The sequence below is a fragment of the Micromonospora citrea genome (assembly GCF_049629545.1).
Taxonomy (GTDB): domain Bacteria; phylum Actinomycetota; class Actinomycetes; order Mycobacteriales; family Micromonosporaceae; genus Micromonospora; species Micromonospora citrea_A.
In genome coordinates this window covers 42,416-69,294 of the sequence record NZ_JBNADX010000027.1, presented here as the reverse complement: position 1 = coordinate 69,294, position 26,879 = coordinate 42,416, and the positions used below count along the sequence as shown (strand labels likewise).

Below are 26,879 nucleotides of genomic sequence, written 5' to 3'. Positions count from 1 at the left end.
CCTTCAGGATCGGTGGGCGCGAGGAGTGAGCGTTCCCGGGCGGCGGGTGTCAGACACCCGGTCACGCGGGGGCGCGAGGAGCCCGCGAGCCCGCGGTCGCGAACGAGAGGGAGTGCTGTGACGTCCGGATCCGCCTGGGGTATCGGCCTGGCCACCATCACGGCTGAGGATCAGGTGCTCGACACCTGGTACCCGACCGGCAAGCTGGGACTCGGCGAGCTGCCGCTGGTCCCCGGCGAGGACCAGGCCGACGTGCTCGACCTGCCGCCGGGCGCGATCGGCGAGCGGGCGCTGCCCGGCCTGCGTACCGTCGAGGTGGTCACGGTGATCGGCTCGCTGGACGACCCGATCAAGGACGCCGCCGACGCGTACCTGCGTCTGCACCTGCTCTCCCACCGCCTGGTCCGGCCCAACGAGCTGAACCTGGACGGGATCTTCGGCAAGCTGGCCAACGTCGCCTGGACCTCGGCCGGGCCGTGCCCGCCGGAGCGGGTCGACGAGCTGCGGGTGATCGAGCGGGCCGCCGGTCGCCACCTGGCGGTGTACGGGGTGGACAAGTTCCCCCGGATGACCGACTACGTGGTCCCCGCCGGCGTGCGGATCGCCGACGCCGACCGGGTGCGTCTCGGCGCGCACCTCGCCTCCGGCACCACGGTGATGCACGAGGGCTTCGTCAACTTCAATGCCGGCACGCTGGGCACCTCGATGGTGGAGGGGCGGATCGTGCAGGGCGTGCTGGTCGGTGACGGTTCCGACATCGGCGGCGGAGCCTCCATCATGGGCACCCTCTCCGGCGGTGGCACCGAGAAGATCAGCATCGGCGAGCGGAGCCTGATCGGCGCGAACGCCGGCGTCGGCATCTCCCTCGGCGACGACTGCGTGGTCGAGGCGGGCTGCTACATCACCGCCGCCTCGAAGATCACCCTGCCGGACGGCCGGGTGGTGAAGGCCCGTGAGCTCTCCGGCGTGGCCGGGCTGCTCTTCTGGCGCAACTCGGTCACCGGCGCGCTGGAGGCGAAGCCGCGTACCGGCCGGGGCATCGAGCTGAACGCCGCCCTGCACGCCAACGACTGAGCGGGGCCGGGGCACGCGCCCCGACCCCGCCCCCTCCGGGCCCGCGTGCGCGGGCCCGGAGGCACGGCTCACTTCAGCCGGTACGCCTGGATGATCCGCGTGGTCACCGTGTTGCCGTCGGTGTCCCGGGCGGTGGCCCGCAGGGACGCGTACCCGGCGGTGTTCGGGTGCTTGACCATCGCCACCCAGCCGGCGCGGGGCAGCCGCAGCACGCTGACCTTGTTCCAGGTCTTCCCGCCGTCGTACGAGACGTCGACGGTCAGCTTCTCCACCTTCGCGGTGCCCGCGCCGGGCTGGCGCCGCACCTCGACGGGGATCGGCAGGAGCCGGCCCGCCCGGGCGCTGTTGTCGCCGGCCAGCGGTGGCGTGAACCGGAGCGCCGACAGCGGCAGCCGGACCGGGTCCTCGCCCGCCACGTGCTTCGAGCGGAAGGTCCAGGTGGACTCCACCTCGGTGCTCAGGTCGGTGAAGCTGCGGCTCGCCGAGACGGACAGCTTGTAGTCGGCCGCGGCGGCGGGCACCTCGAACTCGCCGTAGCCGGCGTACTCGGACTCGCCGACCAGCTTGCCGTTGCGCCAGAGCCGGGTGCCCTCCTCGTCCGTCACCGAGCCACCGGGGTGACCGGCGGCGTCGCCGAAGACCGGCAGGCCGACGAAGATGGAGTCACCCCGCCGGCTGACGCTCTCCTCCGGCCAGCGCGGCGTCGGGAACGACGGCCCGTACGGCGCCTGGTTCCAGTCCTCGTGGACCGTCCGGCCGGCCCGGTACGCCGTCGGGGTGGAGAAGAGCGCGGCCTTCACGTCGAGCCAGGGCTCGTCGGGGTTGACCGCCCCGAAGTCGATCTCGGACTCCCAGCGCACCCCCTTGGTGTTGTAGTGCTCGACCCGCCGGCCGGGAACGGTGGTCGGCAGGATGATCGCCGAGCCGCCGGTGTTGTACTGCAACGCGGGGAAGACGAACCGCTCGGCCAGCAGCCCGGCGTAGCCGCCGTGGAACTTGTGCACCACGGTGGCCAGGTCCTTCTTCCGGTAGTCGCGAACGAAGCCGGTGGGCATCCGACCCGGGATCGCCTCGCTCATCGCGTACAGGTAGGGGCTGCTCGCCACCTCCGGGTCGGCCCACTGGCTGCTGACCGTGGCCACGAACTGCTCGTCCGACACGGTGCGCCCGCCGGGCTGGCCGGTGGTCAGGCCCTCGAAGGTGTCGGTCCAGAGCCCGAAGCTGTAGATGCCGCCGTCGGCGGCGAAGAAGATCGCGCTGACGTCGATCAGCATCGGGGTGGCCCCGGGCTGCGGGATCGTCGTCCGCACCGGCTCGGCCGTCCGCGCGTCCAGGGTCAGGCTGAGGTCGCGGTCGAGCACCAGCTCGGGCCGGGCCAGCATGGTCAGCCCGGGGGCCTCGCCCTCAGGAGCCGGCTCGAAGATGAGCGAGTTCACCCCGTACCGGCCCTTGGGGAGCCGCACCTCGGCGGTCCCGTCGGGGCCGCTGGCGTCCCAGACGCCGGAGGTCTCCAGTCCGGCGAGAGAGGTCCAGTAGTCGGCCGCCTTCACGCCGGCCCGATCCAGGTGGGTCAGCCGCAGCGTGTAGCTCTCCACCTCCCGGTGCACGGCCAGCGGGGTGACCGCGACCGTGGCGCCGGAGCGGGCGAGCACCCGGCCGGTCCAGTAGCCGTCCGCGTCGCCCAGCCGGGTGTCGGCGGTGACGGTGGTCTCGGCCCGACCGCCCGCCGGCACGGTGATCCGGTTCGTGCCGAGGGTGAACATGCCCGCCGGGGCGGCCTGCCCGCCGGGGCCGGTGGCCTGCACGGTCAGGTCGAGGGTGACCGGGGTGGAGCCGGCGTTGCGCCAGGCGACCGTCCGGGTGACCGGCGCGTCGTCGTCGTGCGGCCACAGGGTACGACCGAAGGAGACGCTCACCGGATCGCTGGTGACCTGCTGGGTGATCGCCCGGGTCAGGTCGACCCGCCCCGCGCCCTGCTGGTACGCGGTCTGCTCCGGGTGCGGCTTCGCCGCCGCCATCAGGGTCGACTTGAGCTGCCCGGCCTTCCAGTCCGGGTGCTGCTGGGCCAGCAGCGCCGCCGAGCCGGCCACGTGCGGGGTGGCCATCGAGGTGCCGGAGAGGGTGACGTAGCGCTCCCCCACCGGGTCGCCGATCTGGCCGTGGGCGGAGCGGGCGGCCACCACGTCCACGCCGGGCGCGGTGATGTCGGGCTTCAACGCGTCGTCACCGACGCGGGGGCCCCGGCTGGAGAAGTCGGCGAGGTCGTCGTCGCGGTCCACCGCGCCGACGGCGAGCGCGGCGTCGGCGCTGGCGGGCGAACCGACCGACCCGTCGGAGCCGTCGTTGCCGGCGGCGATGACGAAGAGCGTGCCGGTCTCGGCGGTCAGCGTGCCGACCGCCGCCTCCAGCGGGTCGACCTCCGGGCCGTCCCAGCCACCGAGGCTCATGTTGATCACCGCGGCCCGCTTGTCGACGGCGGCCCACTGCATGCCGGCCAGGATGGCCGACTCGCTGCACCCGAAGTCCTCGCAGACCTTGCCGTCGAGCAGGGTCGCGTCCGGCGCCACGCCCTTGTACCGGCCGCCGGAGGCGGCGCCGCTGCCGGCGATGGTCGAGGCGACGTGGGTGCCGTGCCCGACGGTGTCCCGGGCGTCGGGCGTCTCGGCGAAGTTGCGTGCCTCGGCGACCTTGCCGGCCAGGTCGGGGTGGGTGGCGTCGACACCGGTGTCCAGCACCGCCACGGTCACGCCCTTGCCGGTGAGGCCGGCGGACCAGGCGGTGGGCGCGCCGATCTGGGGAACGGTGTGGTCGAGGGTGGGGGTGCGTCGGCCGTCGAGCCAGAGCCGCTCGACGCCCCCCGCCGCGCCGAGCCGCGCACCGGCCGGGCCGGTGGTGACCGTGGACCACACCGCGCCGGTCGAGGACTTGCCGGCGGCCACCGCCGCGCCCCGGATGGCCGGCAGGTCGCGGGTCACCCGCGCGCCGGGCAGCGCGGCCACGCCGCGCCGGGCCCCACCGGAGGCGTACGACACCAGCAGCGGCAGGTCGTCGCGGCGGGCGTCGTCGTAGCCGGCGGCGATCAGCCCGGTGACGTCGAAGAGCCGCCGGTCGACCTGCCCGGCCCGGACCGGCGCGACGGCGTCCTGCGGTGTCACCGACAGGTGTCCGCGCTCGCGGCGTACCAGGAATCGCAGGTCGTCGCGACCGGGGCCGGGCCGCACGGCGGCCTTGCCGTCGGCGGTGACGGTGACCCGGTCCCCGGTGACCAGGGTGACCGTGGTCGATCTTCCGGTGGGGGCGGCCGGCCGGGCGGCCGGGTCACCGACCGTCGGGGCGGCCGAGGCGGTGGTCGGCACGGCGGCGGGCACGGTGACCGCCAGGCCGAGCACGAGGCCGAGTGCGGCCGTCTTTCTTCTCCTGTGCAACGGATCCTCCTCGTGGAGCGTCATCACTACGGGAGTCGCATTGACGGAGACCAGGATTACATACTCGGTATGTAATTTGAAGTACAGAAAATGACGGTCCTGGCACGGTCCGCAATCCCGGTCCGACATCATCGACCGATGACGTCCATGAGGGACCGGATGCTCGCCGGTGAGCCGTACATCGCCGACGAGCCCGAGATCATCGCCGACCTCGACCGCGCCGCCCGGCTGACGGAACGCTTCAACACCAGTCCCTCGACCGACCCGCAGGGGCGGCTCGCCGCCCTGCGCGAACTGCTCGGCTCCCTCGGCGAGGACACCTGGATCCGCCCGCCGTTCCACTGCGACCACGGCTGGCAGATCCACATCGGCCCGCGCAGCTTCGTGAACTTCCACGCGGTCTTCCTCGACGTCGCCCGGATCACCATCGGGGCCGACGTCCAGATCGGACCCAACGTGCAACTGCTCACCCCCACCCACCCGGTCGAGCCCGGCCCCCGCCGGGACAAGTGGGAGGCGGCCGCACCGATCACCATCGGCGACAACGCCTGGCTCGGCGGCGGCGCCATCGTGCTCGCCGGAGTCACCGTCGGTGAGAACACGGTGGTCGGCGCCGGCGCCGTGGTGACCAGAGACCTGCCACCGAACGTGGTCGCGGTCGGCAACCCCGCCCGCGTGGTGCGGACCCTGGAATAGTCGCTGACCTGCGCAAACATCGGTTTGGACAGTGGTCGAGGCAGGGTAATCCGATGCACTCTGGGTAGTGACCTCGAGACCAGGGGGCACGGATGGGTGATCGGGTGCTCGAACTGCGGGTGCACGGTGTGTCGAACACCCCGCCCGACCAACTCCTCGGTCTGCGCCCCGAACCGGGCGGCGACGGACCGCAGCCGTGGCTGGTGGCCGGCGGCGAGGTCACCGGCTTCTACCGCTCCACCACGGCCGGACGCGACGACCCGATCACCGTCGAGGCGTACAGCTGGGGGCAGTTGACCTCCGGCGCGCGGACCGCCCGCGACATCGAACGTGCCCTGTGGACGCTGCTGCTGCCCTTCGCCCTGGCCAACGTCGCCCTGCACGCCCGGCCCGGCATCCCGCCCGACCCGGACCGGGAACGCTGGGGCAGCCGCTCCGGCATCACCGCCTGGTTGATCCGGCTGTTCTGCCTGAGCCTCACCGTGACCCTCGTGATCACGGCCACCGGGATCGGCGTCGACCTCATCGCCTGGCAGTGCGTGGACCAGGACTGCCTGCGGCACCTCCCCGGCCCCTGGGAGTTCCTCGGCCGTGGCTGGTGGCGCGAGGACGCGCACGCGCTCGCCGTGGGCCTGCTGCTCCCCCTGGCCGTGCTCGCGGCGCTCGGCGCGGTCGCCTGGCGCACCTACCAGTACGAGGCGGAGATGCCCGCCGAGCCCCGCGTCCGCCCGACGCCCCGCGACGACGCCGAGCCGGACGCCCGGGAACCGCTGGAGAACCCGTTGCAGGACCCGACCTTCTGGTGCGGCGAGGGACAGCTGCGCCGGGCCGCGGTGCTGCACCTCTGCGTCGGAGCGGTGGTGGCCGCGGCGGTGCCGCTGCAGGCGGTGCTCGTCATGGACCCGCCGCAGGGCGTACGGGCGGCGCTCGCCTGGCCGACCATCGGCGCGTTCGCCGCGGTCGTGCTGATCGCCGCGGTCGCCGTCGGCCGCCCCTGGCTGACCCGACGCCAGGGAGCCGCCCCGCTGGGCCGGTGGAGCGCCGCCGTCGGCGTGCTCACCGGCGTGGGACTCGCCGGCACCTTCCTGATCCTGCTGCTGCCCGACGGGCCCGCCGGCCGCCCGCTGTCCGAGTACCGCCCGCCGACCGGCTGCCATCACGACCCCGACCTGCCCGGCTGCCTCGACGACCGGTCACTGCCCGGGTACGACACCGCCGTCGCCTGGCTCGCCACGTACCAGGTGCTGCTGCTGATCGGCATCGGCGCGGTCAGCCGGTCCGGCCGGCGGGCCCTGCTCGCCCCGGCCGTCTCCGGCGCGCTGCTGCCCATCGCGGTGGCCTGGACCGAGGTCGGGCTGCCCGGAACACCGGCCGCACCCGACGGCCTGCGGGTCTGGATGCTGGCCGTGCCGGCCGTCGCGGTCGCCGCAGCCGGGCTGCTGCTGCCCCGCACCCGGGCGGACTTCGAGCAGCAGCCGCTCGGCCCGCACACCGACCTGGCCTGGGGCGGACGCGGACCCGCCCTGATCGCCGGCTTCGGCTGGATGATGGCCATCGCCTACTGCGCCGGTCTGCTCTACTGGGTCAGCGACCGGCTGAACGGCGACGCCAACCCCAGCGGCCCCTCCCCGGAGGTGCCGCCGTTGGCGGTGTTCTGGGCCGGGCTGGCCTTCGCCGTCGCCGCGGCCGCGCTCGCCGCCACCCTCGTCCGGGCCACCGTCATCTTCCACGCGCTGCGCCGCGAGGAGTACGCCCGCCTCGTTGCCTCCGGCGGCGCCCTCTCCGCCCACGACCTGCGCCGCTGCCGCGACGTGAGCAGCTACCAGGCGTTGCACCGGCTGGTCGGCGAACACGCGGTACGGCTGGTCGGCTGCTACGCCACGGTGTCGGTGGTGCTGGTGACCATCTGCTGCGCCGCCGCCCTGTCCCGCAGCCGACCCACCCCGGAGGCGTCCGGCGGGTGGCAGGCGGCGCTGCACACCACCGCCGACATCGGCGACGCCCTGCTGGGCTGGCTGCCGGTGGTGGTCGCCGGCCTGGGCCTGCTCGTCTACCGCAGCGAAGCGGTGCGCCGCTCGGTCGGCGTCATCTGGGACGTCGGCACCTTCTGGCCCCGGGCCGCGCACCCGCTCGCCCCGCCCAGCTACGCCGAACGGGCGGTCCCCGAACTCCAGACCCGGATCGCCGGGCTGCTCGCGCTGACCGAGCACGACCCCCGCCGGATGGACGGCGTGATCCTGTCCGGGCACAGCCAGGGCACCGTCATCTGCGCCTCGATGCTGCTCCAGCTACCGGCGCGCTGGCGACGGCGGATCTGGTTCTTCTCGTACGGCTGCCAGCTCACCCGCCTCTACGGCCGGGTCTTCCCGGCGTACTTCGGGCCCGAGCGGCTGCGCGTGCTCGCCCGTACCCTCACCTGGCCCGGCGGGCACGTCGCCTGGACCAACTTCTGGCGCGACACCGACCCGCTGGGCTGGCAGGTCAGCGCCGGCGAACGGGACGTCCCGGTGGCCGATCCGGAAGCGCTGCACCCCAGCGGCGGGGAGGTCGCCGACCCGCCGATCCGCAACCACAGCGGCTACCCGGAGGCGGTGGAGTTCCTGCGGGAACGTGCCCTGGTGGCCCGGCTGCTGCGCCGGAGCACCCCCTCACCCCGGCAGCGGATCGGTTAGCCGCACCACCAGGTCCGCGTGGCGGGCGGTGCCGGAGACCAGCGTGGCGTTCGCCTCGTCACTGCCGTGCGCCCAGGCCGCCGCCTCGGCCGGCGACCGCCCGTACGCCTCGTGCCGGGCCACCAGCCGGCGCAGCCGCAGCTGGACGTCCAGGTCGAGGAACCACACGTCGTGCAGCAGCGACCGGATCTCGTCCCAGGGCGGGACGGTCAGCAGCAGGTAGTTGCCCTCGGTCACCACCAGCCGGACCGAGGGCGGCACCTCGATCGCCCCGGCCACCGGCTCCTCGATGTCCCGCCGGAACAGCGGCGCGTAGACCGCGCTCGGCTCCAACCGGCGCAACCGGCGCAGCAGCGAGACGTACCCGTTGGCGTCGAAGGTGTCCGCCGCCCCCTTGCGGTCGGCGCGGCCCAGCCGTGCCAGCTCCGCCTGGGCCAGGTGGAAGCCGTCCATCGGGACCAGCCGGGCGGCCGGACCGACCGCCGCCACGATCCGCTCGGCGAGGGTCGACTTGCCCGCCCCCGGTGCGCCGGCGATGCCGAGCAGCTGCCGGGGACCGGCCTCGGCCAGGGCGCGGGCCCGGGCCACCAGGTCGTCGAGCGGGAGCGGGGACGCCTCGGGCATCAGGACAGGACCGGCTCGCTGATGGTGAACCGGGCCCGCACCACCGCGTGCACGGTCTGCGGCTGCGGGTCCAGCTCCAGCTCGGGCGGCCCGCCGGCCATCGCGCGGTACGCCACCGCGCCACCCGCCCCGCCGAACCCCTCGTCCGTGTCGGCCAACTCCAGCAGGGCGGTCACCCGGGCGCCCAGCGCCTCGGCGTACTCCCGGGCGCGGCGCAGCGCGTCGGCGATCGCGGCCTGCCGTGCCTCCCGGTGGACCGGGCTGTCCGGGCGCAGCGTCCACCAGGGCCCGGCGACCTCGACCTGCTCCTGGTCGGCCAGGCGCAGCATCAGCTCGGCGAGGGCGGTGAAATCGGTGACGGTGACCGTCGTGGTGACGCTGCCGTGGTACCCGACCACCCGCTCGCCGGAGCGGTTCGTCTCGGGGCGTACCCGCAGCTCGCCGGTCTCGCGACGGTCGACGGCGGCGTCGTGCTCGTCGAGCAGCACCCGCACGGCGGCGGCCCGCTCGGCGAGCCGGGTCAGGGTGACCTGACGGTCCCGCTCGCGCGCCGTCGCGGTCACCCGGAAGCGGGCCAGCTCCGGAGCCACCTCCCGGTACGCCTCGCCCCGTACCGCCACGACCGGTCCCTCCGCCACGCTCTCACCCTAACGGCGCGGCGGGCCGGCCGCCCGGTTCCGCCGCCAACCGGCGGGCCGAGTACTCGACCCCGTCGCCGGTGCTGCGGCAGCCGTCCAGGTACCCGCCGGCCGCGCCCAGTTCGCGCAGGAACCGCAGTTCCTCGTCCCCGCCGTCCGGGGGGAAGCTCCGCCGCACCTCGACCGTCGGCCGGCCGGCCAGCGCCACTCGGGCGTCCCGCCCCTCGGCGTGCCGGGCGGTCAGTGCGGCCCGGTCCCCGGCGCGCAGCGCGGCGGCCAGCCCGTCCAGGGCGGCGGTCACCGAATCCAGCGCGGCCAGCACCTCCGCCCGGTTGCCGAGCAGCATGTTGGCGGTGCGCTCCGGTGGCGTCCCGGCGACCCGGGTGCCGTCGGAGAAGCTGCCGGCGGCCAGGGCGAGGACCGCGTCGCGCAGCGGCGAGCGTTCGGCCGCCCCGGCCAGCGCCCCGGCGAGCAGGTGCGGCACGTGCGAGGCGAGGGCGACGACGGCGTCGTGCCGGTCGGCCGCCATCGGCACCACCCGGGCGGCGAAGACGTCCATGACCAGCGCGGCGAGCCGGCGGAACGCGGTCAGGCCCGGGCCGGGGGACGGGCAGAGCACCCAGGCGGCGTCGTGGAAGAGGTCGGGCTGGGCCGCGGTGAGCCCGGCCCGGTCCGTCCCGGCCATCGGGTGCCCGGGGACGAACCGGTGGGTCAGCCCCCGCTCGGCGGCGAACGCCGCCAGTTCCGCCTTGGTGCTCCCGACGTCGGTGAGCAGGCAGTCCTCGGCGGTCGCCGCGGCCACCTCGACCAGCGTCGCGGGCAGGGTGGGCAGCGGCCCGCAGAGGAAGACCACGTCCCGGTCGGCCACCGCGTCGGCCAGCCGCTCCACAGTGGGTACGCCGATCTCCCGGGCCCGCCGTCGGGTCGCCCCGTCGGGGTCCCAGCCGGTGACGTCCAGGCCGGCGGCGTGCAGCCGGAGCAGCACCGAGCCGCCGATCAGCCCGGTGCCGACCACCGCCGCCCGCAGCCGCGCCCCGGCCATCGGTGGGTCAGCCCTGCGCGAGGCGCGCGGCGACCGCCGCGACGTGTGCGTCCGACTCGGTCAGCGCCGCCCGCACGTGCTGGCCGCCCCCGGGGCCGTAGAAGGCGCCGGCGGCGACCAGGATGCCTCGGCGGGCCAGCCAGTCGACGGTGGCCCAGCAGTCCTCGCCCCGGGTCATCCAGAGGTAGAGCCCGGCCTCGGAGTGCTCGACCGTGAAGCCCGCCCGAGTGAACGCGGCGAGCAGGGTCTCCCGCCGGGCCCGGTAGCGTTCCCGCTGCTCGTCGGCGTGCGTCTGGTCGGCCAGCGCGGCCACCATGGCGGCCTGCACCGGCGCCGGCACGATCATCCCGGCGTGTTTGCGGATCTTCAGCAGCTCGGCCACCAGCGCCGGGTCGCCGGCGACGAAGCCGGCCCGGTAGCCGGCCAGGTTGGAGCGCTTGGAGAGCGAGTGCACCGCCAGCACCGAGTCGTACGACCCGCCGCAGACCTCGGGCGAGAGCACCGAGACGGGCGCGGCGTCGGCCGTCCAGCCCAGCGGCAGGTAGCACTCGTCGCTGGCCACCACCGCGCCGCGCTCGCGGGCCCAGTCGACCACCTTGCGCAGGTGGGCGGCGGGCAGCACCCGACCGGTCGGGTTGCCGGGCGAGTTCACCCAGACCAGGCGTACCCGGGGGGTCGGGCCGAGCGCGGTGAGCGATTCGGTGCGGACCACGGTGGCGCCGGCGAGCCGGGCCCCGTCGGAGTACGTCGGGTAGGCGATCGACGGCACCACGACCACGTCACCGGGGCCGATCCCGAGCAGGGTGGGCAGCCAGGCGACCAGTTCCTTGGAGCCGATCGTCGGCAGCACGCCGAGTGAGTCGACACCCGCGCCGCAGGCCCGGGCCACCCAGGCGGCGATGGCGTCGCGCAGCGCCGGGGTGCCCGCGGTCAGCGGGTACCCCGGGGCGTCGGACGCGTCCGCCAGCGCCTGCCGGATCACCGGGGGAACCGGGTCGACCGGTGTCCCCATGGAGAGGTTGATCAGACCGTCCGGATGCGCCGCGGCCAGGGTGGCCGCGGCGTCCAGGGTGTCCCAGGTGAACTCGGGCAGCCGTGCCGAGACCGGCGCGGGCCGGTTCAGTGGCCCTCTCCGCGCGGCGGCTGGGCGGCGACGAACGTCGCGTCCTTCTCCACCTTGCCGATCTTCGAGGCGCCACCCGGCGAGCCCAGGTCCTCGAAGAACTCGTAGTTGGCCGCGGTGTAGTCCTTCCACTGCTCCGGGACGTCGTCCTCGTAGAAGATCGCCTCGACCGGGCAGACCGGCTCACAGGCACCACAGTCGACGCACTCGTCGGGGTGGATGTAGAGCATCCGATTGCCCTCGTAAATGCAGTCGACCGGGCACTCCTCGATGCATGCCTTGTCGAGCACATCCACGCACGGCTCGGCGATGATGTAGGTCACCGGTCTTCTCCTCCGCAAGACTCGTCGCGATCACCCGCGACGGTAAGAGCCTAGTATCTCGCCGGGGAGGAGGTCGATCGTGCTCCGACAGCAAGATGTAGGACATCGCATCGTGGTCCGGCGGGTGGTGGGAATCCGCGCGGGCCGGCCCCTCTTCTCGGACGCTCTGGGCGAACTCGTCGAGCTGGACGAGACGCATCTCACGCTGGCGACCGGGCAGGGGCGGCTGCGGGTACCGCTGGATCAGGTGCACCGCGCCAAGCGGGTGCCGCCGGCCCGCCGGCCCACCGCCGCCGCCGTGGTGGAGCTGGAGTTGGCCTCCGACGAGGCCTGGCCGGCCGCCGTCCGGGGCCGGCTGGGCGACTGGCTGTTGCGCGCCGCGGCGGGCTGGTCCGGCCGGGCCAACTCCGCGTTGCCGGTCGGTGACCCGGACCGCCCGCTGCCCGCCGCCCTCGACGCGGTCGAGTCCTGGTACGCCGACCTCGGCCAGCCGGCGATGGTGAACACCCCGCTCCCGCTGGCCGCACCGGTCGGCGCCGAACTCGACGCCCGGGGCTGGGGCGCCCGGCCCGTGGTGCTGGTGCAGACCGTGCCGCTGGCGGCGCTGCCGCCGGCCCCGCCGGTCGCCGCCGACGCGCCGCCGGTCGCGCTGGCCGACGCGCCGTCGGAGGACTGGCTCGCGGTCGCCGCCGGGCGCAAGGGCGGCCTCCCGGACGCCGCCCGGCACGTGCTCACCGCCGTGGACCGGGTCCGCTTCGCCCAGGTGTACGCCGACGGCACGCTGCTGGCCATGGGCCGGGGGACGGTCACCGGGCAGGGCCGTTGGCTCGGGCTCAGCCTGATCGAGGTGGTGCCCGAGGCACGGCGGCGCGGGCTGGCCGGCCAGGTGGTCAGGGCCCTGGTCGAGTGGGGCCGGGCGGAGGGCGCCACGCGGGCGTTCCTCCAGGTGGAGCAGCGCAACACGGCGGCCGTGGCGCTCTACCGGTCGGTGGGGTTCACCACCCACCACACCTACCTGACCCGGGTCGCCCCACCCGGCTGAGCGCCGGTCAGCGGCGGACGACCCGTCGCGGCTTGGCCGCCTTGATCTCGGCGTACCGCTTGAGCTGCTGCGATCGGTGGTCGAGGCCGAGCGCGGTGAGGACCAGGTATCCGACGGCGACGCCGGCGCCGGCCGCCAGCAGGTACAGCCAGATCTGGGCGAAGAAGAGCCCGGCGCCCCCGCCGAACGGGTCGTCGCCGACCAGCAACGGCCCCACCAGCACGGTCAGCGTCAGCGCGATCAGCACGGCCGCGCCCACGTCCGCGCCCCAGCTACCGGCGGGGCGCTCCCGCCCCTGGACGAAGACCACCGCGGCGAGGATCAGCCCGAGCACCACGAACATGCCGAGCGAGACCCGGTCGGCGGCGGTGTCGTTGCCGTCGAAGCCGAGTTCGATGATCACCCGAGCCACCAGGTTGACCGCGAACAGCGCTCCCGCGAGCACGCCGATCGCGCGCCACCGATCCCTCATCGCACGCCTCCCGCCGTACCGCCCGCCCCGACGGCGGGCCTTCTGGCAGGAATGTCTACCACCACAGGCGGTGCGTCGTCATCACCCGTCGTGACGACCCTGCGTCGTCGGACTCAGGATCTGCCGGAACGCCATCACCGCGAAGGTCATCGCCCCACAGGTGATCATGGCCAGTCCGACCCAGTTGTCCCCGGCGACGAGCAGGTCACCCTCGGCGGTACGGACCGCCGCCAACGCCATCAGCGCGAACCAGGGCAGCGCGGGCAGCGCCACCGCCCACTTCCGGCCGACCGTGGCGTACGCGAACCAGCTCAGCGCGATCGCCGCGCCGATCGTCACCGGCACCGACACCCCGACCAGGTGACCGCCGGCCCGTACCGTCGCCAGCCCCAGCCCGAGCAGGGCGGCGAGCACCCCGCCGACGACCGAGATCAGCCCACCGGCCACCCGCAGGGCGGCGTCGAGCAGCCGCCGCACCTGGCGCGGGGGCGGCGGCGGGGCCTCCTGCTCGACGACCGGCATCGGCGCGGCGGGCAGGGTCACCGGAGCCCGGCCGCCGCGACCGGGCTGCGGTCCGGCCCGTCCGATACCAGCCCGGCGAAGAGGTCGTCCTCCCAGCCGTACGGGCCCCGGCCGGGGCCCTTCCGACCCACCGCGAGGGTGAAGTACTCCACGCCCATGAACTCGGCGCCGAAGTTGCCGGCGATCGAGTAGAGCCACGAGGTGGCCGGGATCTGGGTGGCGTGCGCCCGCATCGCCGCCTCCTTGGCGGCGTGCTGCTCGGTGGCGTCGATCCGGGCGGCGATCTCGGCGTCCGGGGTGCCGAAGGGCAACTCGTCGACGCTCCCGATGCCGTCGAAGGGGTTGTCCGACGACTCGGTGAACTGGTCCAGGCCGGCCTCCAGGACGCTGCGCGGCATCGCCGTCCAGTAGACCTTGGCCGGGGCGCAGCCCTCGGCGGCGGCCAGCTCGGCCGCCCGCATCGCCACCCGGTGGGCCTGGATGTGGTCGGGGTGGCCGTAGAAGCCGTTCGGGTCGTACGTGATCATCACCTGCGGTCGGACCTCGCGCATGACCGCCAGCAGGTGGCCGGCGGCCTCGTCGAGGTCGGCCTGCCAGAAGGCCCGGGGGTGCTCGTTGGTGGCCAGCCCCATCATCCCGGAGTCGCGGTAACGGCCGGCGCCGCCGAGGAAGCGGTGGTCGGCGACACCGAGCGCGGCGCACGCGGCGGCCAGCTCGCCGATCCGGTAGCCGCCGAGCTGGTCGGCCTCGGCCGCGCAGAGCTGCGCCAGCTCCGGCACGTGGATCTCGCCCTCCTCGCCGAGGGTGCAGGTCACCAGCGTGACGTGAGCGCCGGCGGCGGCGTAGTGGGCCATCGTCGATCCGGTGCCGATGGACTCGTCGTCGGGGTGCGCGTGGACCAGCAGCAGGCGTCGGTCGGGCAGCGTCGTCACGGGCGTCACTCTATCCGGCGGTTCTGGCCGTCCGAGGATTACGCGTCCGCTCAGGTCGGCCACATCACGCCGGGCCCGCCCCTACGATCCGAAGCGTGGACTTTCCCGAGCTGGCCGCCCGTACCCGTCGGTTCAGCCACGGGGCGCCGCGCGCCGTCACCGTGGCGGACGACGGATCCCGGGTGGTCTTCCTCCGCTCGGGCGGTCCGGAGGATCCGGCCGAGGCGCTCTGGTCGCTGGACGTCGCCACCGGCGAGGAGCGGCTGGTCGCCGATCCGAGGGCGCTGCTCGGCACGGACGAGGAGGCCGCGCTCGCCCCGGGCGAGCGGGCGCTGCGCGAGCGGCTGCGGCTGAGCAGCGCCGGCATCGGCTCGTACGCCCTGGACGCGGCCGGCCGGGTGGCGGTCCTGCCGCTGGGCGGGCGGTTGTTCCGGGCCGACCTGGTGCACGGCGACGTGGTGGAGGTGGCCACCGTCGGGCCGGTGATCGATCCGCGCCCCGACCCGACCGGCGAGCGGCTGGCGTACGTCACGGACGCCGCCGAGGGGGTGCGCCGGGGGCAGCTGCGGGTGGTCGAGCCGGACGGCACCGACGTCCTGCTCGCCGGCGAGGGCTCCGGGGTGACCTGGGGGTTGGCCGAGCACGTCGCGGCCGAGGAGTTCGACCGTTTCCGTGGCTACTGGTGGGCGCCGGACGGCCGGTCCGTGCTCGCAGCCCGGGTCGACGAGAGCCGGTTGCCGCGCTGGTGCCTGCACGACCCGGCGGATCCGGAGAGCGCGCCGACCAGCGTCGCGTACCCCCGGGCGGGCGGGCCGAACGCCGAGGTCAGCCTGCACCTGCTCGACCTCGACGGCGGGTGGGTCGACGTGCACTGGGACCGGGAGACCTACCCGTACCTGGCGTCGGTGAGCTGGGCCGACGGTGGCCCGCTGATCACCGTGCTGCGCCGCTCGCAGCAGCACGGCCTGGTGCTGGCGGTCGACCCGCGCACCGGCGAGACGCAGGTGCACGCCGAGCTGGCCGACCCGCGCTGGGTGGAGCCGATCCCCGGCACCCCGGCGCACCTGCCGGACGGCCGGGTGCTGGTCGGTGGCGAACTGGCCCACGACGGGTACGACGCCCGCTGCCTCTTCGCCGACGGCACCCTGCTCACCCCGCCCTCGCTCTACGTCCGACGGGTGGTGGGGCGGCTGCCGGGCGGCGGTGGTCCGGCCGACCTGCTGGTGGAGGCGAGCGAGGGCGAACCGAGCCAGCGCCACCTCTACCGGGTCCGCACGGCGATCGGCGGCGGCGTGGACGTCCGCCGGATGAGCGCCACCCCCGGCTGGCACACCGCCGCCGTCGGCGGGGACGTGCTGGTGGTGGGCACCGCGTCGCTGGACGACCCGGGCACCAGCTGGGTGGTGTGGCGCGGTGACCGGGAGGTGGCCCGGCTGCGTTCGCTGGCGGCCAACCCGCCGTACGCCCCGCGGCCGATGCTGGTCCGGGTGACCGACCGGCGGCTGCCGACCGGGGTGCTCTACCCGACCGACCACGTCAAGGGCACCCGGCTGCCGGTGCTGCTGGACATCTACGGCGGACCGGGCCACCAGGAGGTGGTGGCGGCGCGGTCGGCGTGGCTGGAGCGGCAGTGGTGGGCCGACCAGGGCTTCGGGGTGGTGACCATCGACAACCGGGGCACCCCGGGCATCGCCCCGTCGTTCGAGAAGGCGGTGCACCGGCGGCTGGCCGACGTGATCCTCGCCGACCAGGTCGACGCGCTGACCGCGCTGGCCGGCAAGCACCCGGACCTGGACCTGGAGCGGGTGGCGGTGCGTGGCTGGTCGTTCGGCGGCTGGCTTGCCGGGTTGGCCGTGCTACGGCACCCGGAGCTGTTCAAGTGCGGCATCGCGGGCGCTCCGGTCACCGACTGGTCCCTGTACGACACCGCCTACACGGAGCGCTACCTGGGCATGCCCGACGACGGCATCGACGTGTACGGCCACCATTCACTGGTGGAGCTGGCCGCCGAGCCGGTGGTCGACCGGGAGCAGGCGCGACCGCTGCTGCTGGTGCACGGTCTGGCCGACGACAACGTGGTGGCCGCGCACACGCTGCGACTCTCGGCGGCACTGCTGGCCGCCGGTCGCCCGCACGCGGTGCTGCCGCTGACCGGGGCGACCCACCTGGCGGCGGGCGGGGTGTCGGAGCGGCTGCTCCGGCTGGAGCTGGACTTCCTGCGTACGCGCCTGTAGGCCCGTTCCCGGGCGGCCGGGGACGTCGACACCCGGCCGGAACGGACGGAGGCCCCGGTCGACGTCGTTGTCGACCGGGGCCCGTCCGTGGTGCGGGTGTTACGGCTTGACGTGGGCGTTGACGAAGGACGGGTAGCCGAAGACGCTGGAGATGAGGACCCCGCCGACCTTCGAGCCGTGCGCGACGTAGGCCACGTCGACGAAGAGCGGCACGACGGGGGCGTGCTCCTTCATGATCCGCTCGTCGAGCTTGCCCCACTCCGGGCCCTGCTGGGCCGGGGGCAGGGCCAGGATCCGGTCCATCTCGGCGTTGATCGCCGCGTCGTTGAAGTACGACTGGTTGCTGTTGCCCTCGGCCTTGATGGAGCGGCCGTCGTAGAGCACCGGCAGGATGGACGCGCCGCTGGGCCAGTCCGCCGCCCAGTTACCGATGTACAGGTCCCAGGGGTTGTCCTTCTTCTTGATCTCGTCGAGCTTCGCGTCGTCCGGGATGTTCCGAACGGTGATCTTGAAGCCGGCGCGCTCCAGGTTGCCCTTGAGCTGGGTGGCCATCTGCTGCTCGGTGGTGTTGTCGGCGACCCCGAGGACCAGCTCCGGAATCTGCCCGCCGAGCAGTTCCTTGGCCTTGTCGACGTTGCCGTTCGCGCCCGCCGGGTAGGCGTCGTACGCCTTGTACCCGATGGTGGCCGGCGGCATCAGCGTGGTGAGCGGCTGGGCCACGGTCTGCCCGCCGAGCGCCTTGATCAGACCGTCCCGGTCGATGGCGTAGTTGAGCGCCTGGCGGACCTTCAGGTCCTTGACCCGCTGGGTGTTGATGACCAACTGGTTGGCGCTCGGCGTCGGGGAGAGGATGGTCCGCTGCTTGAGCGCCGCGTCCTGGGCCACCCGGGCGACCAGGGAGGCGGGCACGAAGTTGAAGGCCAGCGCGCTCTGGTCGGCGCCGTTGTCGGCGATCACCCGGTTGACCGCCGCGTCCGCGGTCGGGCCGAAGGTCCAGACGAACTGGTCCGGGTACTGGTGGCGCACCGGGTCGGTCTTCGCGTCCCAGTGCGGGTTGCGGTCGAGGGTGAGCTGCACGCCGACCTGGTTCTTGGCGACCTTGTACGGCCCGGACGAGAACGGCTTGGCGTCCAGGTTGACGCCGGTGTCCTGCTCGGGCTTGAGCGGGGCGGTGGTCGGCAGCGACACCGCGAACGGCAGGTCGCAGCGGGGCTTGGCGAACTCGAAGCGCAGGGTCTTCGGATCCGGGGTGGTCAGGCCCGGCGGCAGCGCGGTCTTGTTCGCCTTGAAGTCCCACTTGGTGTCGTACTGGGCGGTGTCGGCGAGCCACTCCTGGATGTAGGTCGGGCCGCCGGTGAGGTCGGGGTCGAAGGAGCGTGCGATGCCGTAGGCGATCTCCTTCGAGGTGATCGGGCTGCCGTCCTCGAACTTCACCCCGTCCTTGACCTTGAATTCCCAGACCTTGCAGTCGTTGTTGACGTTGGTGCCGGGCGTCTCGGCGAGGTCACCGACGAGGACCAGACCGCCCTTGCCGTCGTCCTTCCACGTGGTCAGGTAGCGCGCGAAGAGCGGGCTGGCCATCAGACCGGCGAACGAGTACGTGCGCTGCGGGTCCAGATGGGAGATCGGGGTCTCCCGGATGATGGTGAAGGTGCCGCCCTTCTGCGCCCCCGCCACCTCGGCCGCCGGCCCCTGCGAGTCCTTGGGGTCGGTGGCGATGACTCCGGTCTGCTTGCGGTCGGTGTCCACCGTGGTGCCCTCGCCCGTGTTCTCCGAACACGCACCCAATGCCACAACCAGGGCGATCGCGCCGCCTGCGGCGGCGGCTGCACGTGGTCGCATCTCCTACCTCCTCCACCCGGGTGCCGTCGGCGTGAACGCCGACGTCCCGTGGATCGTAAAGAAGAAAACCTTCAAATTGTGTAACGGTTGTCGATAAATTTCGTCGCCGACCGGGCGGCGGGCGGCCCGGCCGGCGGACGTACGGTCAACGCAGCCGGACCCGGGGGTCGATCGCCGCGTAGAGCAGGTCCACCAGGACGTTGGCCAGCACCACGAAGACCGCGGCGATCAGCACGGTCGCCATGATGGTCGGCAGGTCACCGGCGCGCACCGCGTCGACGGCGGTGCGGCCCATCCCGTTCAGCCCGAAGGTGGTCTCCGTGATCACCGTGCCGCCGAGCGCCGCGCCGACGTCCAGCCCGGCGATGGTGACCACCGGGGTGATCGCCGCGCGCAGCGCGTGCCGGCCGTACACCCTCGGTTTGGCCAGGCCCTTCGCCCGCGCCGTGCGGACGAAGTCCTCCGACAGCGTCTCCAGCATCTGGGCCCGGGACAGCCGCGCGTAGATCGCGGAGAAGAGGAACGCCAGCGCCACCCAGGCCAGCACCAGCCCGCTGGCCCACCGCACCGGATCGTCGAGCAGCGGGGTGTAGCTCGGCACCGGCAGCAGCCGCAGGCTGTAGACGAAGACCAGCAGCAGCACCGCCCCGACGAAGTAGAGCTGCAACGACGCGCCGGTCAGCGAGAAGCCGATCGCCACCCGGTCCAGCCAGGTGCCCCGCCGCAGCGCCGACACCATGCCCAGCCCCACCCCGAGCAGCAGCCAGAGCACCGCCGCCGGGATCACGATGCTCAGGGTCACCGGCAGCACCCGGGCGATGGTGTCGAAGACCGCCTCGTTCGACACGTACGACCAGCCCAGGCAGGGCGCGTCGCACCGGCCGCCCTGGGCGCTGCCCAGGTCCCGCCCGGTGACGATGCCCTTCATGTAGCCGGCGTACTGGGTGATCAGCGGGTCGCGCAGGCCCAACTCCTGGCGGACCCGTTCGAGCCGCTCCGGGTTGCAGTTCTTCGGGCACATCCCGCTGACCGGATCCCGGGGCAGGGCGAAGAACATCAGGAAGGTGAGCACGCTGACCGCGAAGAGGGTGAGCGCGGCGGAGAAGAGCCGCTTGACCAGGAAACGCACCATCTCTCGGCACACCCCTACCGGGAGGACTTCGGGTCGAGCGCGTCGCGCAACGCGTCACCGAAGAGGTTGAAGGCGAACACGAGCGCGAAGATCGTGACGCCGGGGAAGAAGACGTACGCCGGGTCGGTCTGCAGGTAGTCCAGGCTGCGGTAGATCATCCGGCCGAAGCTCGGCGTCTCGTCGGTCAGCCCGACCCCGATGAACGACAGCGCCGCCTCGCTGGTGATGTACGCCGGCACGGCCAGCGAGAACGACACCAGGATCGGGGCCCAGATGTTCGGCAGCAGCTGCCGGAAGAGCATGTGCCCGAGACCCGCGCCGGCAGCCCGGGCCGCCTCCACGAACTCCCGCTCGCGCAGCGCGATGACCTGCCCACGGACCAGCCGGGCGGTGCTGGTCCAGCCGAAGATGGCGAAGATGGCGACGAGCACCCCGATCTGGAACGCGGGCGGCACCGCCTCGCGCTGGCCGTAGAAGCGCAGCGCGAGGGTCGGGGTCAGGGCCAGCGCGATGATCAGGAACGGCATGGCGAGGGTGAGGTCGGTGACCCAGTTGACCACCGCGTCGACCCAGCCGCCGAGGTACCCGGCCACGGTGCCCAGCACGATGCCGATCGCGGCGGTGATGACCGCGGCGGCGAAGGCGATGAAGAGCGAGGTGCGCAGCCCGTGCACCATCCGGATGAAGATGTCGCGGCCGAGGCCCGGCTCCAGGCCGAACCAGTGCTCGCCGGTGACCCCACCGGCGTAGCCGAGCGGCATGCCGAAGCCGTCCAGCCGGCCCTGGAACTGTTCGCGCGGCCCGATCCCGTACGCCATCTCGATCAGCGGGGTGGCCAGCGCGACCACCACGAAGAAGACCAGCATGGCACCGCTGACCACGGCCGTCCGGTCCCGCCGCAGCCGGGCCCAGGCCAGTTGCCCGGGCGACCGGCCGACGAAGCCCTGCTCCTCGCCGACGTCGCCCCCGGACTCGATCTCGGCCAGCGCCACGCCCTCCACCGGGGACAAACTCACCTCGCCACCTCCTGCGCGTCCGGGCCCGCCGTCGCCGCCGGGTCCACGCTCTCGTCCCCGTCCGCCGCGACCGCGCGCCGGGCCGGGGCGGACCCGGTCACCGGGCCGTTCTCCGGGAAGTGGCAGGCGGTGGCCTGCCCGCCGCCGTCGCGCGGCACCAGGGCCGGCTCCTCGGTCGCGCAGATGTCCCGCGCCTTCGGGCAACGGGTGCGGAACCGGCAGCCCGACGGCGGGTCCAGCGGTGTCGGCACGTCCCCGGTGAGCCGGATGCGCCCGGCCGGCCCGAGGGTGGTCACGTCCGGGATCGCCGAGAGCAGGGCCCGGGTGTACGGGTGCTGCGGGCGCTCGTAGATGTCGGCGCGGTCGCCGATCTCGACGATGCGGCCCAGGTACATGACGGCGACGCGGTGGCAGAAGTGCCGCACCACGGCCAGGTCGTGGGCGATGAAGACGAACGCCAGCCCGAGGTCGCGTTGCAGGTTCCGGAGCAGGTTGACGACCTGTGCCTGGATCGAGACGTCGAGGGCGGAGACCGGCTCGTCGGCGACGATCAGCTTCGGCCGCAGGGCCAGCGCCCGGGCGATGCCGACCCGCTGTCGCTGACCGCCGGAGAACTCGTGCGGGTACCGGTTGTAGTGCTCGGGGTTGAGCCCGACCAGCTCCAGCAGCTCCTGCACCCGCCTCTTCACGCCGCCGGGCGGGTCGATCCCGTTGACCTGCAACGGCATCGCCACGATCCGGCCGACCGTGTGCCGGGGATTCAGCGAGGCGTACGGGTCCTGGAAGATGATCTGGAGGTCCTGCCGCAGCGGCCGCAACTCCCGTCGCCCGGCGTGCGTGATGTCCCGTCCGGCGAACTCGATCGTCCCCGCCGTGGGCTCCAGGAGCCGCACCAGCATCCGGCCGGTGGTGGTCTTGCCGCAGCCGGACTCCCCGACCAGGCCGAGGCTCTCCCCCGGCCGCACGTCGAACTCCAGCCCGTCCACCGCCCGCACCAGCCCCCGGCTGCGGAAGCCGGTGCGGACCGGGAAGTGCTTGGTCAGCCCGCGTACCCGCAGCAGCGGCTCGTCTTCGATCCCGCTCACCGGGCCACCCCCACGTGTGCGACGTCCTCCCGGTAGAGCCGGGCGCGCGTGTCGGCCGGCAGGTGACAGGCGACCAGGTGCCCGGCCTCCCCCGCGCCGACCAGCGGCGGCACCTCGGTTCGCGAGCGGCCGTCGGTGCGCGCGGCGTACCGGCAGCGGGGGTGGAACGCGCAACCCGACGGCAGGTTGATCAGCGAGGGCGGGTTGCCGGGGATCGGCACCAGGTCCGCCGCCGCGTCGCCGTGCAGCGAGGGCACGCTCGACAGCAACCCCCAGGTGTACGGGTGCTGCGGGCGGCGCAGCACCTGCTCCACACCGCCCTGCTCGACGGCGCGTCCGCCGTACATCACCAGCACGTCGTCGGCGACCTGGGAGACCACCCCGAGGTCGTGGGTGATCAGGATGATCGCCGAGTGGAACTCGGCCTGGAGGTCGGCGAGCAGGTCCAGGATCTGCGCCTGCACGGTCACGTCCAGCGCGGTGGTGGGCTCGTCGGCGATGAGCAGGTCCGGATCGTTGACCAGGGCCATGGCGATCATCGCCCGTTGCCGCATCCCGCCGGAGAACTCGTGCGGGTACTGGTCGAACCGGCGGGCGGGCTGCGGGATGCCGACCCGGCCGAGCATGTCGACCGCCCGGGTGCGCGCCGCCCGCCGCCCGGCCCGGGGATGGTGCACCCGGTACGCCTCGGCGATCTGCCGGCCGACCGTGTAGTACGGGTGCAGGGCCGACAGCGGATCCTGGAAGATCATCGCCATGTCCCGGCCGCGCAGCCGGCGTACCTCCTCCTCGCCGAGGCCGACGAGCTGGCGCCCACCGACGGAGATCTGCCCGGTGATGGTGCTGCGCTTCGGGTCGTGCAGGCCGAGGACGGCCAGCGAGGTGACGCTCTTGCCCGACCCGGACTCGCCGACGATGCCGAGCGTACGGCCACGCCGGACGGCGAAGGACACCCCGTCGACCGCGCGCACCACGCCGTCGGCGGTGTCGAAGCGGACCCGCAGGTCGTCCACCCGCAGGTAGGGGCCCTCGTCGGCACGCTGCTGCGGCACGACCGGCGGATCGCCCGGCCGTGCGGACGGCGCCTGTTCCGGACTGTCCACGCCCGCCTCCCCGAAAAGTTTGAAGAGAAACTACAACAAACTCACGAGGCTGAAAATAAGCTACATGCGCCGGACTGTCCGGGGCCACAGCGTAACGACTCGACAACGCCCCCGCACCGGCGAGCACCGGCCCTCCGGTCGCACTCGAAGTGCGACCATGGACGCGGTTGTTCCCGGAGGATGGCCGTCGGTGGCGAGGTGGAGGTGACCATGACCGTGGCGGTGTTCGACCACGACGGACCGTGGACCGAAGAGGAGTACGTCGCCCTCGGCGAGACGTCTCAGCGCGTCGAACTCTTCGACGGGAGCCTCCACGTGACCCCGGCACCGACCCCCCGGCACCAACGCATCTCCCGCAAGCTCGGCAACATCCTCGAAGCCGCGGCCGAGCCCGCCGGGCTCGAGCTGCTGGAGGCGGTGAACGTCCGGCTCCGGCCCGGGCGTGTCCCGGTTCCCGATCTCGTCCTCACCGGCCCGGTCGACCTGGACGAGCTGATGATCGACGCGGCAGCCGTCCGGCTGGTCTGCGAGATCATCTCGCCGAGCAACGCGGCCACCGACAAGGTGCTCAAGATGCACTACTACGCCGCCGCCGGTATCGAGTGGTACCTGCTGGTGGAGCAGGAGACGGGCGCGCTGCGACTGTTCCGCAGGCGAGGCCGCAACTACGCGGAACAGGCGATCGTCAAGCGCGGAGAGTCGCTGGAGTTGACCGAGCCGGTGCAGGCCACCATTCGGCCCGAAGATCTCGTCCCCTGACGGATGTCGGTCGGCTCGCCTAGGGTCGGGCCATGACCGAGTTCGACGCGGCCACCGCCGCCGTCCAGGCCGCCCTCGACGCGGGCGCCCGGTACGCGGACGCCCGGGTGATGCAGCGCCGCTACGAGTCGATGTCGGCCCGCAACGGCGCGATCGAGGAGCTGACCCGGGACGAGAGCATCGGGCTGGGCGTCCGGGCGCTGGTCGGGTCGAGTTGGGGCTTCGCCGCCGTACCCGACCTGTCGGACGCCGCGGCCCGCGACGCCGGCCGGCGCGCCGCGGCGATCGCCGCCGCGAGCGCACGGGTGCCCGGCCCGCCGGTCGACCTGGTACCGACCGAGGCGGCCGTGGCGAGCTGGGCCTCCGACTGCCGGACCGACCCGCTCGGCGTCGCCCTCTCCGACAAGGGGGACCTGCTGGTCGCCGCCACCGCGACGATGCGCGAGCACGGCGCCGACCTCGCCGAGGGGCTCTACCAGATCTGGGACACCGCCAAGTGGTTCGTCTCCAGCGAGGGGCACCGCATCGACCAGCGGATCCGCGAGTGCGGGGCCGGCATCTCGGCCACCTCCATCGGCGACGGGGAGACGCAACGTCGTTCCTACCCCAGTTACCGCGGCCAGTACGGCACCACCGGCTGGGAGCTGGTCGAGTCGCTGGACCTGGCCGCGCACGCCGCCCGGATCGCCGAGGAGTCGCGGGCGCTGCTCACCGCGCCCGAGTGCCCGGCGGGCGAGACCGACCTGATCCTCGGCGGCGAGCAGCTCGCCCTGCAGATCCACGAGTCCGTCGGGCACGCCATCGAGCTGGACCGGATCCTCGGCTGGGAGGCCGCCTTCGCCGGCACGTCCTGGCTGGACCTGGCCCGGCTCGGCTCGTTGCGCTACGGCTCCGAGCTGATGAACGTCACCATCGACCCGACCATCCCCGGCGCGCTGGGCAGCTTCGGCTTCGACGACGAGGGCTCCCCGGCGGTGAAGCGGGACGCGGTCCGCGAGGGGCGCTGGGTGGGCGTGCTCGCCGGCCGGGACTCGGCCGCCGTCGCCGGTCTCGGCTACGGCGGCAGCGTACGCGCCGACGGTTGGGCCCGGCTGCCGATGGTGCGGATGACCAACGTGGGCCTGGAGCCGGGGCCGCACACCCTCGACGAGATCGTCGCCGCCACCGACGACGGGGTGCTGATGGACGTCAACCGCTCCTGGTCGATCGACGACAAGCGACTCAACTTCCAGTTCGGCTGCGAGATCGGCTGGGAGGTGAAGAAGGGCCGGCGCGGGCGGATGCTGCGCAACCCGACGTACACCGGCATCGGCCCGCTCTTCTGGCGCTCGATGGACATGCTCTCCTCGGAGACGGTGGCGTGGGGCACGCCCAACTGCGGCAAGGGCCAGCCCGGCCAGATCGGCCACACCGGCCACCCGGCCGCGCCGGCCCGGTTCCGCGACGTCCGGGTGGGGGTACGCGCATGACGGAGCTGGACGTCGCCGGTCAGGTCGTCGAGCTGGTCCGCCGCCTGGCCGGCCCGGCCGCCGAGGCCGAGGTCGTGGTGACCCGCCGCGACCTGGCGCTGACCCGGTTCGCCAACTCGTTCATCCACCAGAACGTCGCCGAGTCCGGGGTCGGGGTGCGGCTGCGGGTGCACGTCGACGGGCGCACGGCCGCCGGCAGCGGCAGCCTGGTCGACACCGAGGGCCTGCGGGCGCTGGTCGAACGGACCCTCACCGCGGCCCGGCTCTGCCCGCCCGACCCGGCCTGGCCCGGCCTGGCCCCACCCGCTCCGGTGCGCTCCGACGGGCGCGTCGACGAGGCCACCGCGTACGCCGAGCCGGACGCGCGGGCCGAACGGGTACGCGGCTTCGTGGACGCCGTCGGCGGTCTGGAGGCGGCCGGCTACTGCCGCACGTCGTACCGGTCGGGGGCGTTCGCCAACTCGACCGGGCACGCCGCGCTCGGGCGCGCGGTCGAGGCGGCGATGGACGGCATCGCCCGGGCCGGCGGCGCGGACGGGGTGGCCCGGCTCTGCGTCGACCGGATCGCCGACCTCGACGGCGCGGCGCTGGGCGTGCGGGCCGCCGCCAAGGCACGGGCCGCCGCGGATCCGGTCGAGCTGCCGCCGGGCCGGTACGAGGTGGTGCTGGAGCCGGCCGCCGTGGCCGACCTGCTGCAGAACCTCGCCTGGTACGGCTTCAACGGCAAGCGGTACGCGGAGCGGCAGTCCTTCGCCCAGCCGGGCGCCGCCCAGTTCGATCCGACGGTGACCCTGGTCGACGACCCGCTGCACGGCTCCACCCTCCCGTACGACCTGGAGGGCACCGCCCGACGGGCACTCACCCTGGTCGAGGCCGGGACGACCCGCGCGGTGGCGCACGACCGGCGCAGCGGCGCGGAGGTGGGCACCGGGTCGACCGGCCACGGCATGCTCAGCGGGTCCACCTTCGGGCCGCTGCCGCACAACATCCGACTCCTCGCCGAGGCGCGGGCGACCGGCGAGGTCGTCGCACCCGGGGGCGGGGGCGAGGTCGCCGCGTCCCGGGGCGAGGGCACGGCGTCCGACGGTCCGGGCCGGGTCGACGACGCGGCCGCTCGGGGCCCGGGCGACGGTGTCCCGGGTCCGGCCGGCAGCGGCGGAGGCGGCCTCCCGGGCGGTGTGGCCGGGGCGGTGACCGACGCGGACACGGCGGCCCTGGTCGCCGGCGTGGAGCGGGGGCTGCTGGTCAGCGACTTCTGGTACACCCGGGTGCTCGACCCGAAGAGCCTGGTGGTCACCGGCCTGACCCGCAACGGGGTGTGGCTGGTCGAGGACGGTGTGCCGGTCCGGGCGGTCCGCGACTTCCGCTTCACCGAGTCGTACCCCCGGTCGTTGGGGCCGGGCCGGGTGCGCGGGCTGGGCCGGCGGCCGGTCCGCCAGCCGGACCGGGTGGAGGGCGTGTGGTGGCAGGCGCCGCCGCTGCGGCTGGCGGAGTGGAACTTCACCGGCGGCGCGTCGGGCTGACGGTCCCGTCAGCGGCGGTCGGCGGGGTGGGGAACGCCGCCTCCTTGTCGTCGCCGTCGCGCTGCGCGACGCCGCCGGAGGCACGGACTCGCCCGAGGCGGGGGCTTGTCCGAGGCAGTCGCACGCCGGTT

General features: G+C 73.9%; 22 protein-coding genes. 8 read left to right on the top strand and 14 right to left on the bottom strand.

The annotated features are described in order from the left end of the window. Nucleotides 1-117: 117 nt before the first annotated feature. Nucleotides 118-1,074 carry a 2,3,4,5-tetrahydropyridine-2,6-dicarboxylate N-succinyltransferase gene (gene dapD / locus ACPFP2_RS24635; RefSeq protein ID WP_424091834.1) on the top strand — a complete coding sequence of 319 codons (957 nt, stop codon included), beginning with the start codon at nucleotides 118-120 and terminating at the stop codon, nucleotides 1,072-1,074. 68 nt (nucleotides 1,075-1,142) lie between these two features. Here dapD and ACPFP2_RS24630 read toward each other — a convergent pair whose 3' ends face one another. Further along, nucleotides 1,143-4,523, bottom strand: a complete 3,381-nt coding sequence (locus tag ACPFP2_RS24630) for a S8 family serine peptidase (protein WP_424091832.1) — start codon at nucleotides 4,521-4,523, stop codon at nucleotides 1,143-1,145. 114 nt (nucleotides 4,524-4,637) lie between these two features. On the opposite strand from ACPFP2_RS24630, the gene ACPFP2_RS24625 reads away from it, so the two are divergent. Both ACPFP2_RS24625 and ACPFP2_RS24620 read left to right on the top strand, forming a co-directional pair. Continuing rightward, nucleotides 4,638-5,195, top strand: a complete 558-nt coding sequence (locus tag ACPFP2_RS24625) for a sugar O-acetyltransferase (RefSeq protein ID WP_424091830.1) — start codon at nucleotides 4,638-4,640, stop codon at nucleotides 5,193-5,195. A gap of 92 nt (nucleotides 5,196-5,287) precedes the next feature. Beyond that, nucleotides 5,288-7,867, top strand: a complete 2,580-nt coding sequence (locus tag ACPFP2_RS24620) for a hypothetical protein (protein WP_424091828.1) — start codon at nucleotides 5,288-5,290, stop codon at nucleotides 7,865-7,867. Here ACPFP2_RS24620 and ACPFP2_RS24615 read toward each other — a convergent pair. From ACPFP2_RS24615 to fdxA, 5 genes are read right to left on the bottom strand one after another with little or no spacing between them, the layout of a single operon-like run. Beyond that, on the bottom strand, nucleotides 7,844-8,491 hold the full coding sequence (locus ACPFP2_RS24615; RefSeq protein WP_424091826.1) for a nucleoside/nucleotide kinase family protein: 648 nt from the start codon (nucleotides 8,489-8,491) through the stop codon (nucleotides 7,844-7,846). The two genes, ACPFP2_RS24620 and ACPFP2_RS24615, sit on opposite strands and share 24 nt — an antisense overlap. After that, the gene (locus ACPFP2_RS24610; RefSeq protein WP_424091824.1) at nucleotides 8,491-9,129 is read right to left on the bottom strand and encodes an SIMPL domain-containing protein; all 639 of its coding nucleotides are present in this window, start codon (nucleotides 9,127-9,129) and stop codon (nucleotides 8,491-8,493) included. Before ACPFP2_RS24610 ends, ACPFP2_RS24615 begins: the two co-directional genes overlap by 1 nt. A gap of 4 nt (nucleotides 9,130-9,133) precedes the next feature. Then, nucleotides 9,134-10,171 (bottom strand): prephenate dehydrogenase, encoded by a 1,038-nt coding sequence (locus ACPFP2_RS24605; protein ID WP_424091822.1) that lies wholly within the window; start codon nucleotides 10,169-10,171, stop codon nucleotides 9,134-9,136. A 7-nt stretch (nucleotides 10,172-10,178) separates the two neighbouring features. After that, nucleotides 10,179-11,294 carry a succinyldiaminopimelate transaminase gene (gene dapC / locus ACPFP2_RS24600; RefSeq protein ID WP_424091873.1) on the bottom strand — a complete coding sequence of 372 codons (1,116 nt, stop codon included), beginning with the start codon at nucleotides 11,292-11,294 and terminating at the stop codon, nucleotides 10,179-10,181. Continuing rightward, nucleotides 11,291-11,617 carry a ferredoxin gene (gene fdxA / locus ACPFP2_RS24595; RefSeq protein WP_088992046.1) on the bottom strand — a complete coding sequence of 109 codons (327 nt, stop codon included), beginning with the start codon at nucleotides 11,615-11,617 and terminating at the stop codon, nucleotides 11,291-11,293. Before fdxA ends, dapC begins: the two co-directional genes overlap by 4 nt. Nucleotides 11,618-11,696: 79 nt before the next feature. Between fdxA and ACPFP2_RS24590 the strand changes: the two genes are divergently transcribed. Beyond that, nucleotides 11,697-12,659, top strand: coding sequence for a GNAT family N-acetyltransferase (locus ACPFP2_RS24590; RefSeq protein ID WP_424091819.1), 963 nt, complete (start codon nucleotides 11,697-11,699; stop codon nucleotides 12,657-12,659). Between the two features lie 7 nt (nucleotides 12,660-12,666). On the opposite strand, the gene ACPFP2_RS24585 is transcribed toward ACPFP2_RS24590, so the two are convergent. The 3 genes from ACPFP2_RS24585 to mshB form a co-directional block, all read right to left on the bottom strand. Beyond that, nucleotides 12,667-13,131 (bottom strand): hypothetical protein, encoded by a 465-nt coding sequence (locus tag ACPFP2_RS24585; RefSeq protein WP_424091817.1) that lies wholly within the window; start codon nucleotides 13,129-13,131, stop codon nucleotides 12,667-12,669. A gap of 81 nt (nucleotides 13,132-13,212) precedes the next feature. Next, nucleotides 13,213-13,653, bottom strand: coding sequence for a hypothetical protein (locus tag ACPFP2_RS24580; protein ID WP_424091871.1), 441 nt, complete (start codon nucleotides 13,651-13,653; stop codon nucleotides 13,213-13,215). A gap of 17 nt (nucleotides 13,654-13,670) precedes the next feature. Next, nucleotides 13,671-14,594, bottom strand: a complete 924-nt coding sequence (gene mshB, locus ACPFP2_RS24575) for an N-acetyl-1-D-myo-inositol-2-amino-2-deoxy-alpha-D-glucopyranoside deacetylase (protein ID WP_424091815.1) — start codon at nucleotides 14,592-14,594, stop codon at nucleotides 13,671-13,673. 86 nt (nucleotides 14,595-14,680) lie between these two features. On the opposite strand from mshB, the gene ACPFP2_RS24570 reads away from it, so the two are divergent. Next, entirely contained in the window at nucleotides 14,681-16,819 is a 2,139-nt protein-coding gene (locus ACPFP2_RS24570) for a prolyl oligopeptidase family serine peptidase (RefSeq protein WP_424091813.1), read from the top strand. A gap of 99 nt (nucleotides 16,820-16,918) precedes the next feature. Here ACPFP2_RS24570 and ACPFP2_RS24565 read toward each other — a convergent pair whose 3' ends face one another. The 5 genes from ACPFP2_RS24565 to ACPFP2_RS24545 all read right to left on the bottom strand — a co-directional run bounded on the left by ACPFP2_RS24565 (nucleotide 16,919) and on the right by ACPFP2_RS24545 (nucleotide 22,946). Then, nucleotides 16,919-18,661: an ABC transporter substrate-binding protein gene (locus ACPFP2_RS24565; protein ID WP_424091811.1), complete on the bottom strand. Its 1,743-nt coding sequence runs from the start codon at nucleotides 18,659-18,661 to the stop codon at nucleotides 16,919-16,921. Between the two features lie 145 nt (nucleotides 18,662-18,806). Next, complete coding sequence (locus tag ACPFP2_RS24560; RefSeq protein WP_424091809.1) at nucleotides 18,807-19,793, bottom strand: ABC transporter permease; 987 nt, start codon at nucleotides 19,791-19,793, stop codon at nucleotides 18,807-18,809. 14 nt (nucleotides 19,794-19,807) lie between these two features. Next, nucleotides 19,808-20,809 (bottom strand): ABC transporter permease, encoded by a 1,002-nt coding sequence (locus ACPFP2_RS24555; RefSeq protein ID WP_424091808.1) that lies wholly within the window; start codon nucleotides 20,807-20,809, stop codon nucleotides 19,808-19,810. Next, nucleotides 20,806-21,885, bottom strand: a complete 1,080-nt coding sequence (locus tag ACPFP2_RS24550) for an ABC transporter ATP-binding protein (protein ID WP_424091870.1) — start codon at nucleotides 21,883-21,885, stop codon at nucleotides 20,806-20,808. The genes ACPFP2_RS24555 and ACPFP2_RS24550 overlap by 4 nt, the downstream gene beginning before the upstream one ends. Nucleotides 21,886-21,890: 5 nt before the next feature. Next, nucleotides 21,891-22,946, bottom strand: coding sequence for an ABC transporter ATP-binding protein (locus ACPFP2_RS24545; RefSeq protein ID WP_424091868.1), 1,056 nt, complete (start codon nucleotides 22,944-22,946; stop codon nucleotides 21,891-21,893). Between the two features lie 261 nt (nucleotides 22,947-23,207). Between ACPFP2_RS24545 and ACPFP2_RS24540 the strand changes: the two genes are divergently transcribed. From ACPFP2_RS24540 to ACPFP2_RS24530, 3 genes are read left to right on the top strand one after another with little or no spacing between them, the layout of a single operon-like run. Next, a complete protein-coding gene (locus ACPFP2_RS24540; protein WP_424091806.1) occupies nucleotides 23,208-23,756 on the top strand; it encodes a Uma2 family endonuclease in 549 nt (182 codons plus the stop codon). Between the two features lie 32 nt (nucleotides 23,757-23,788). Then, a complete protein-coding gene (locus ACPFP2_RS24535) occupies nucleotides 23,789-25,225 on the top strand; it encodes a TldD/PmbA family protein (RefSeq protein ID WP_424091805.1) in 1,437 nt (478 codons plus the stop codon). After that, nucleotides 25,222-26,748, top strand: coding sequence for a TldD/PmbA family protein (locus ACPFP2_RS24530; protein WP_424091803.1), 1,527 nt, complete (start codon nucleotides 25,222-25,224; stop codon nucleotides 26,746-26,748). The genes ACPFP2_RS24535 and ACPFP2_RS24530 overlap by 4 nt, the downstream gene beginning before the upstream one ends. Nucleotides 26,749-26,879 lie beyond the last annotated feature (131 nt).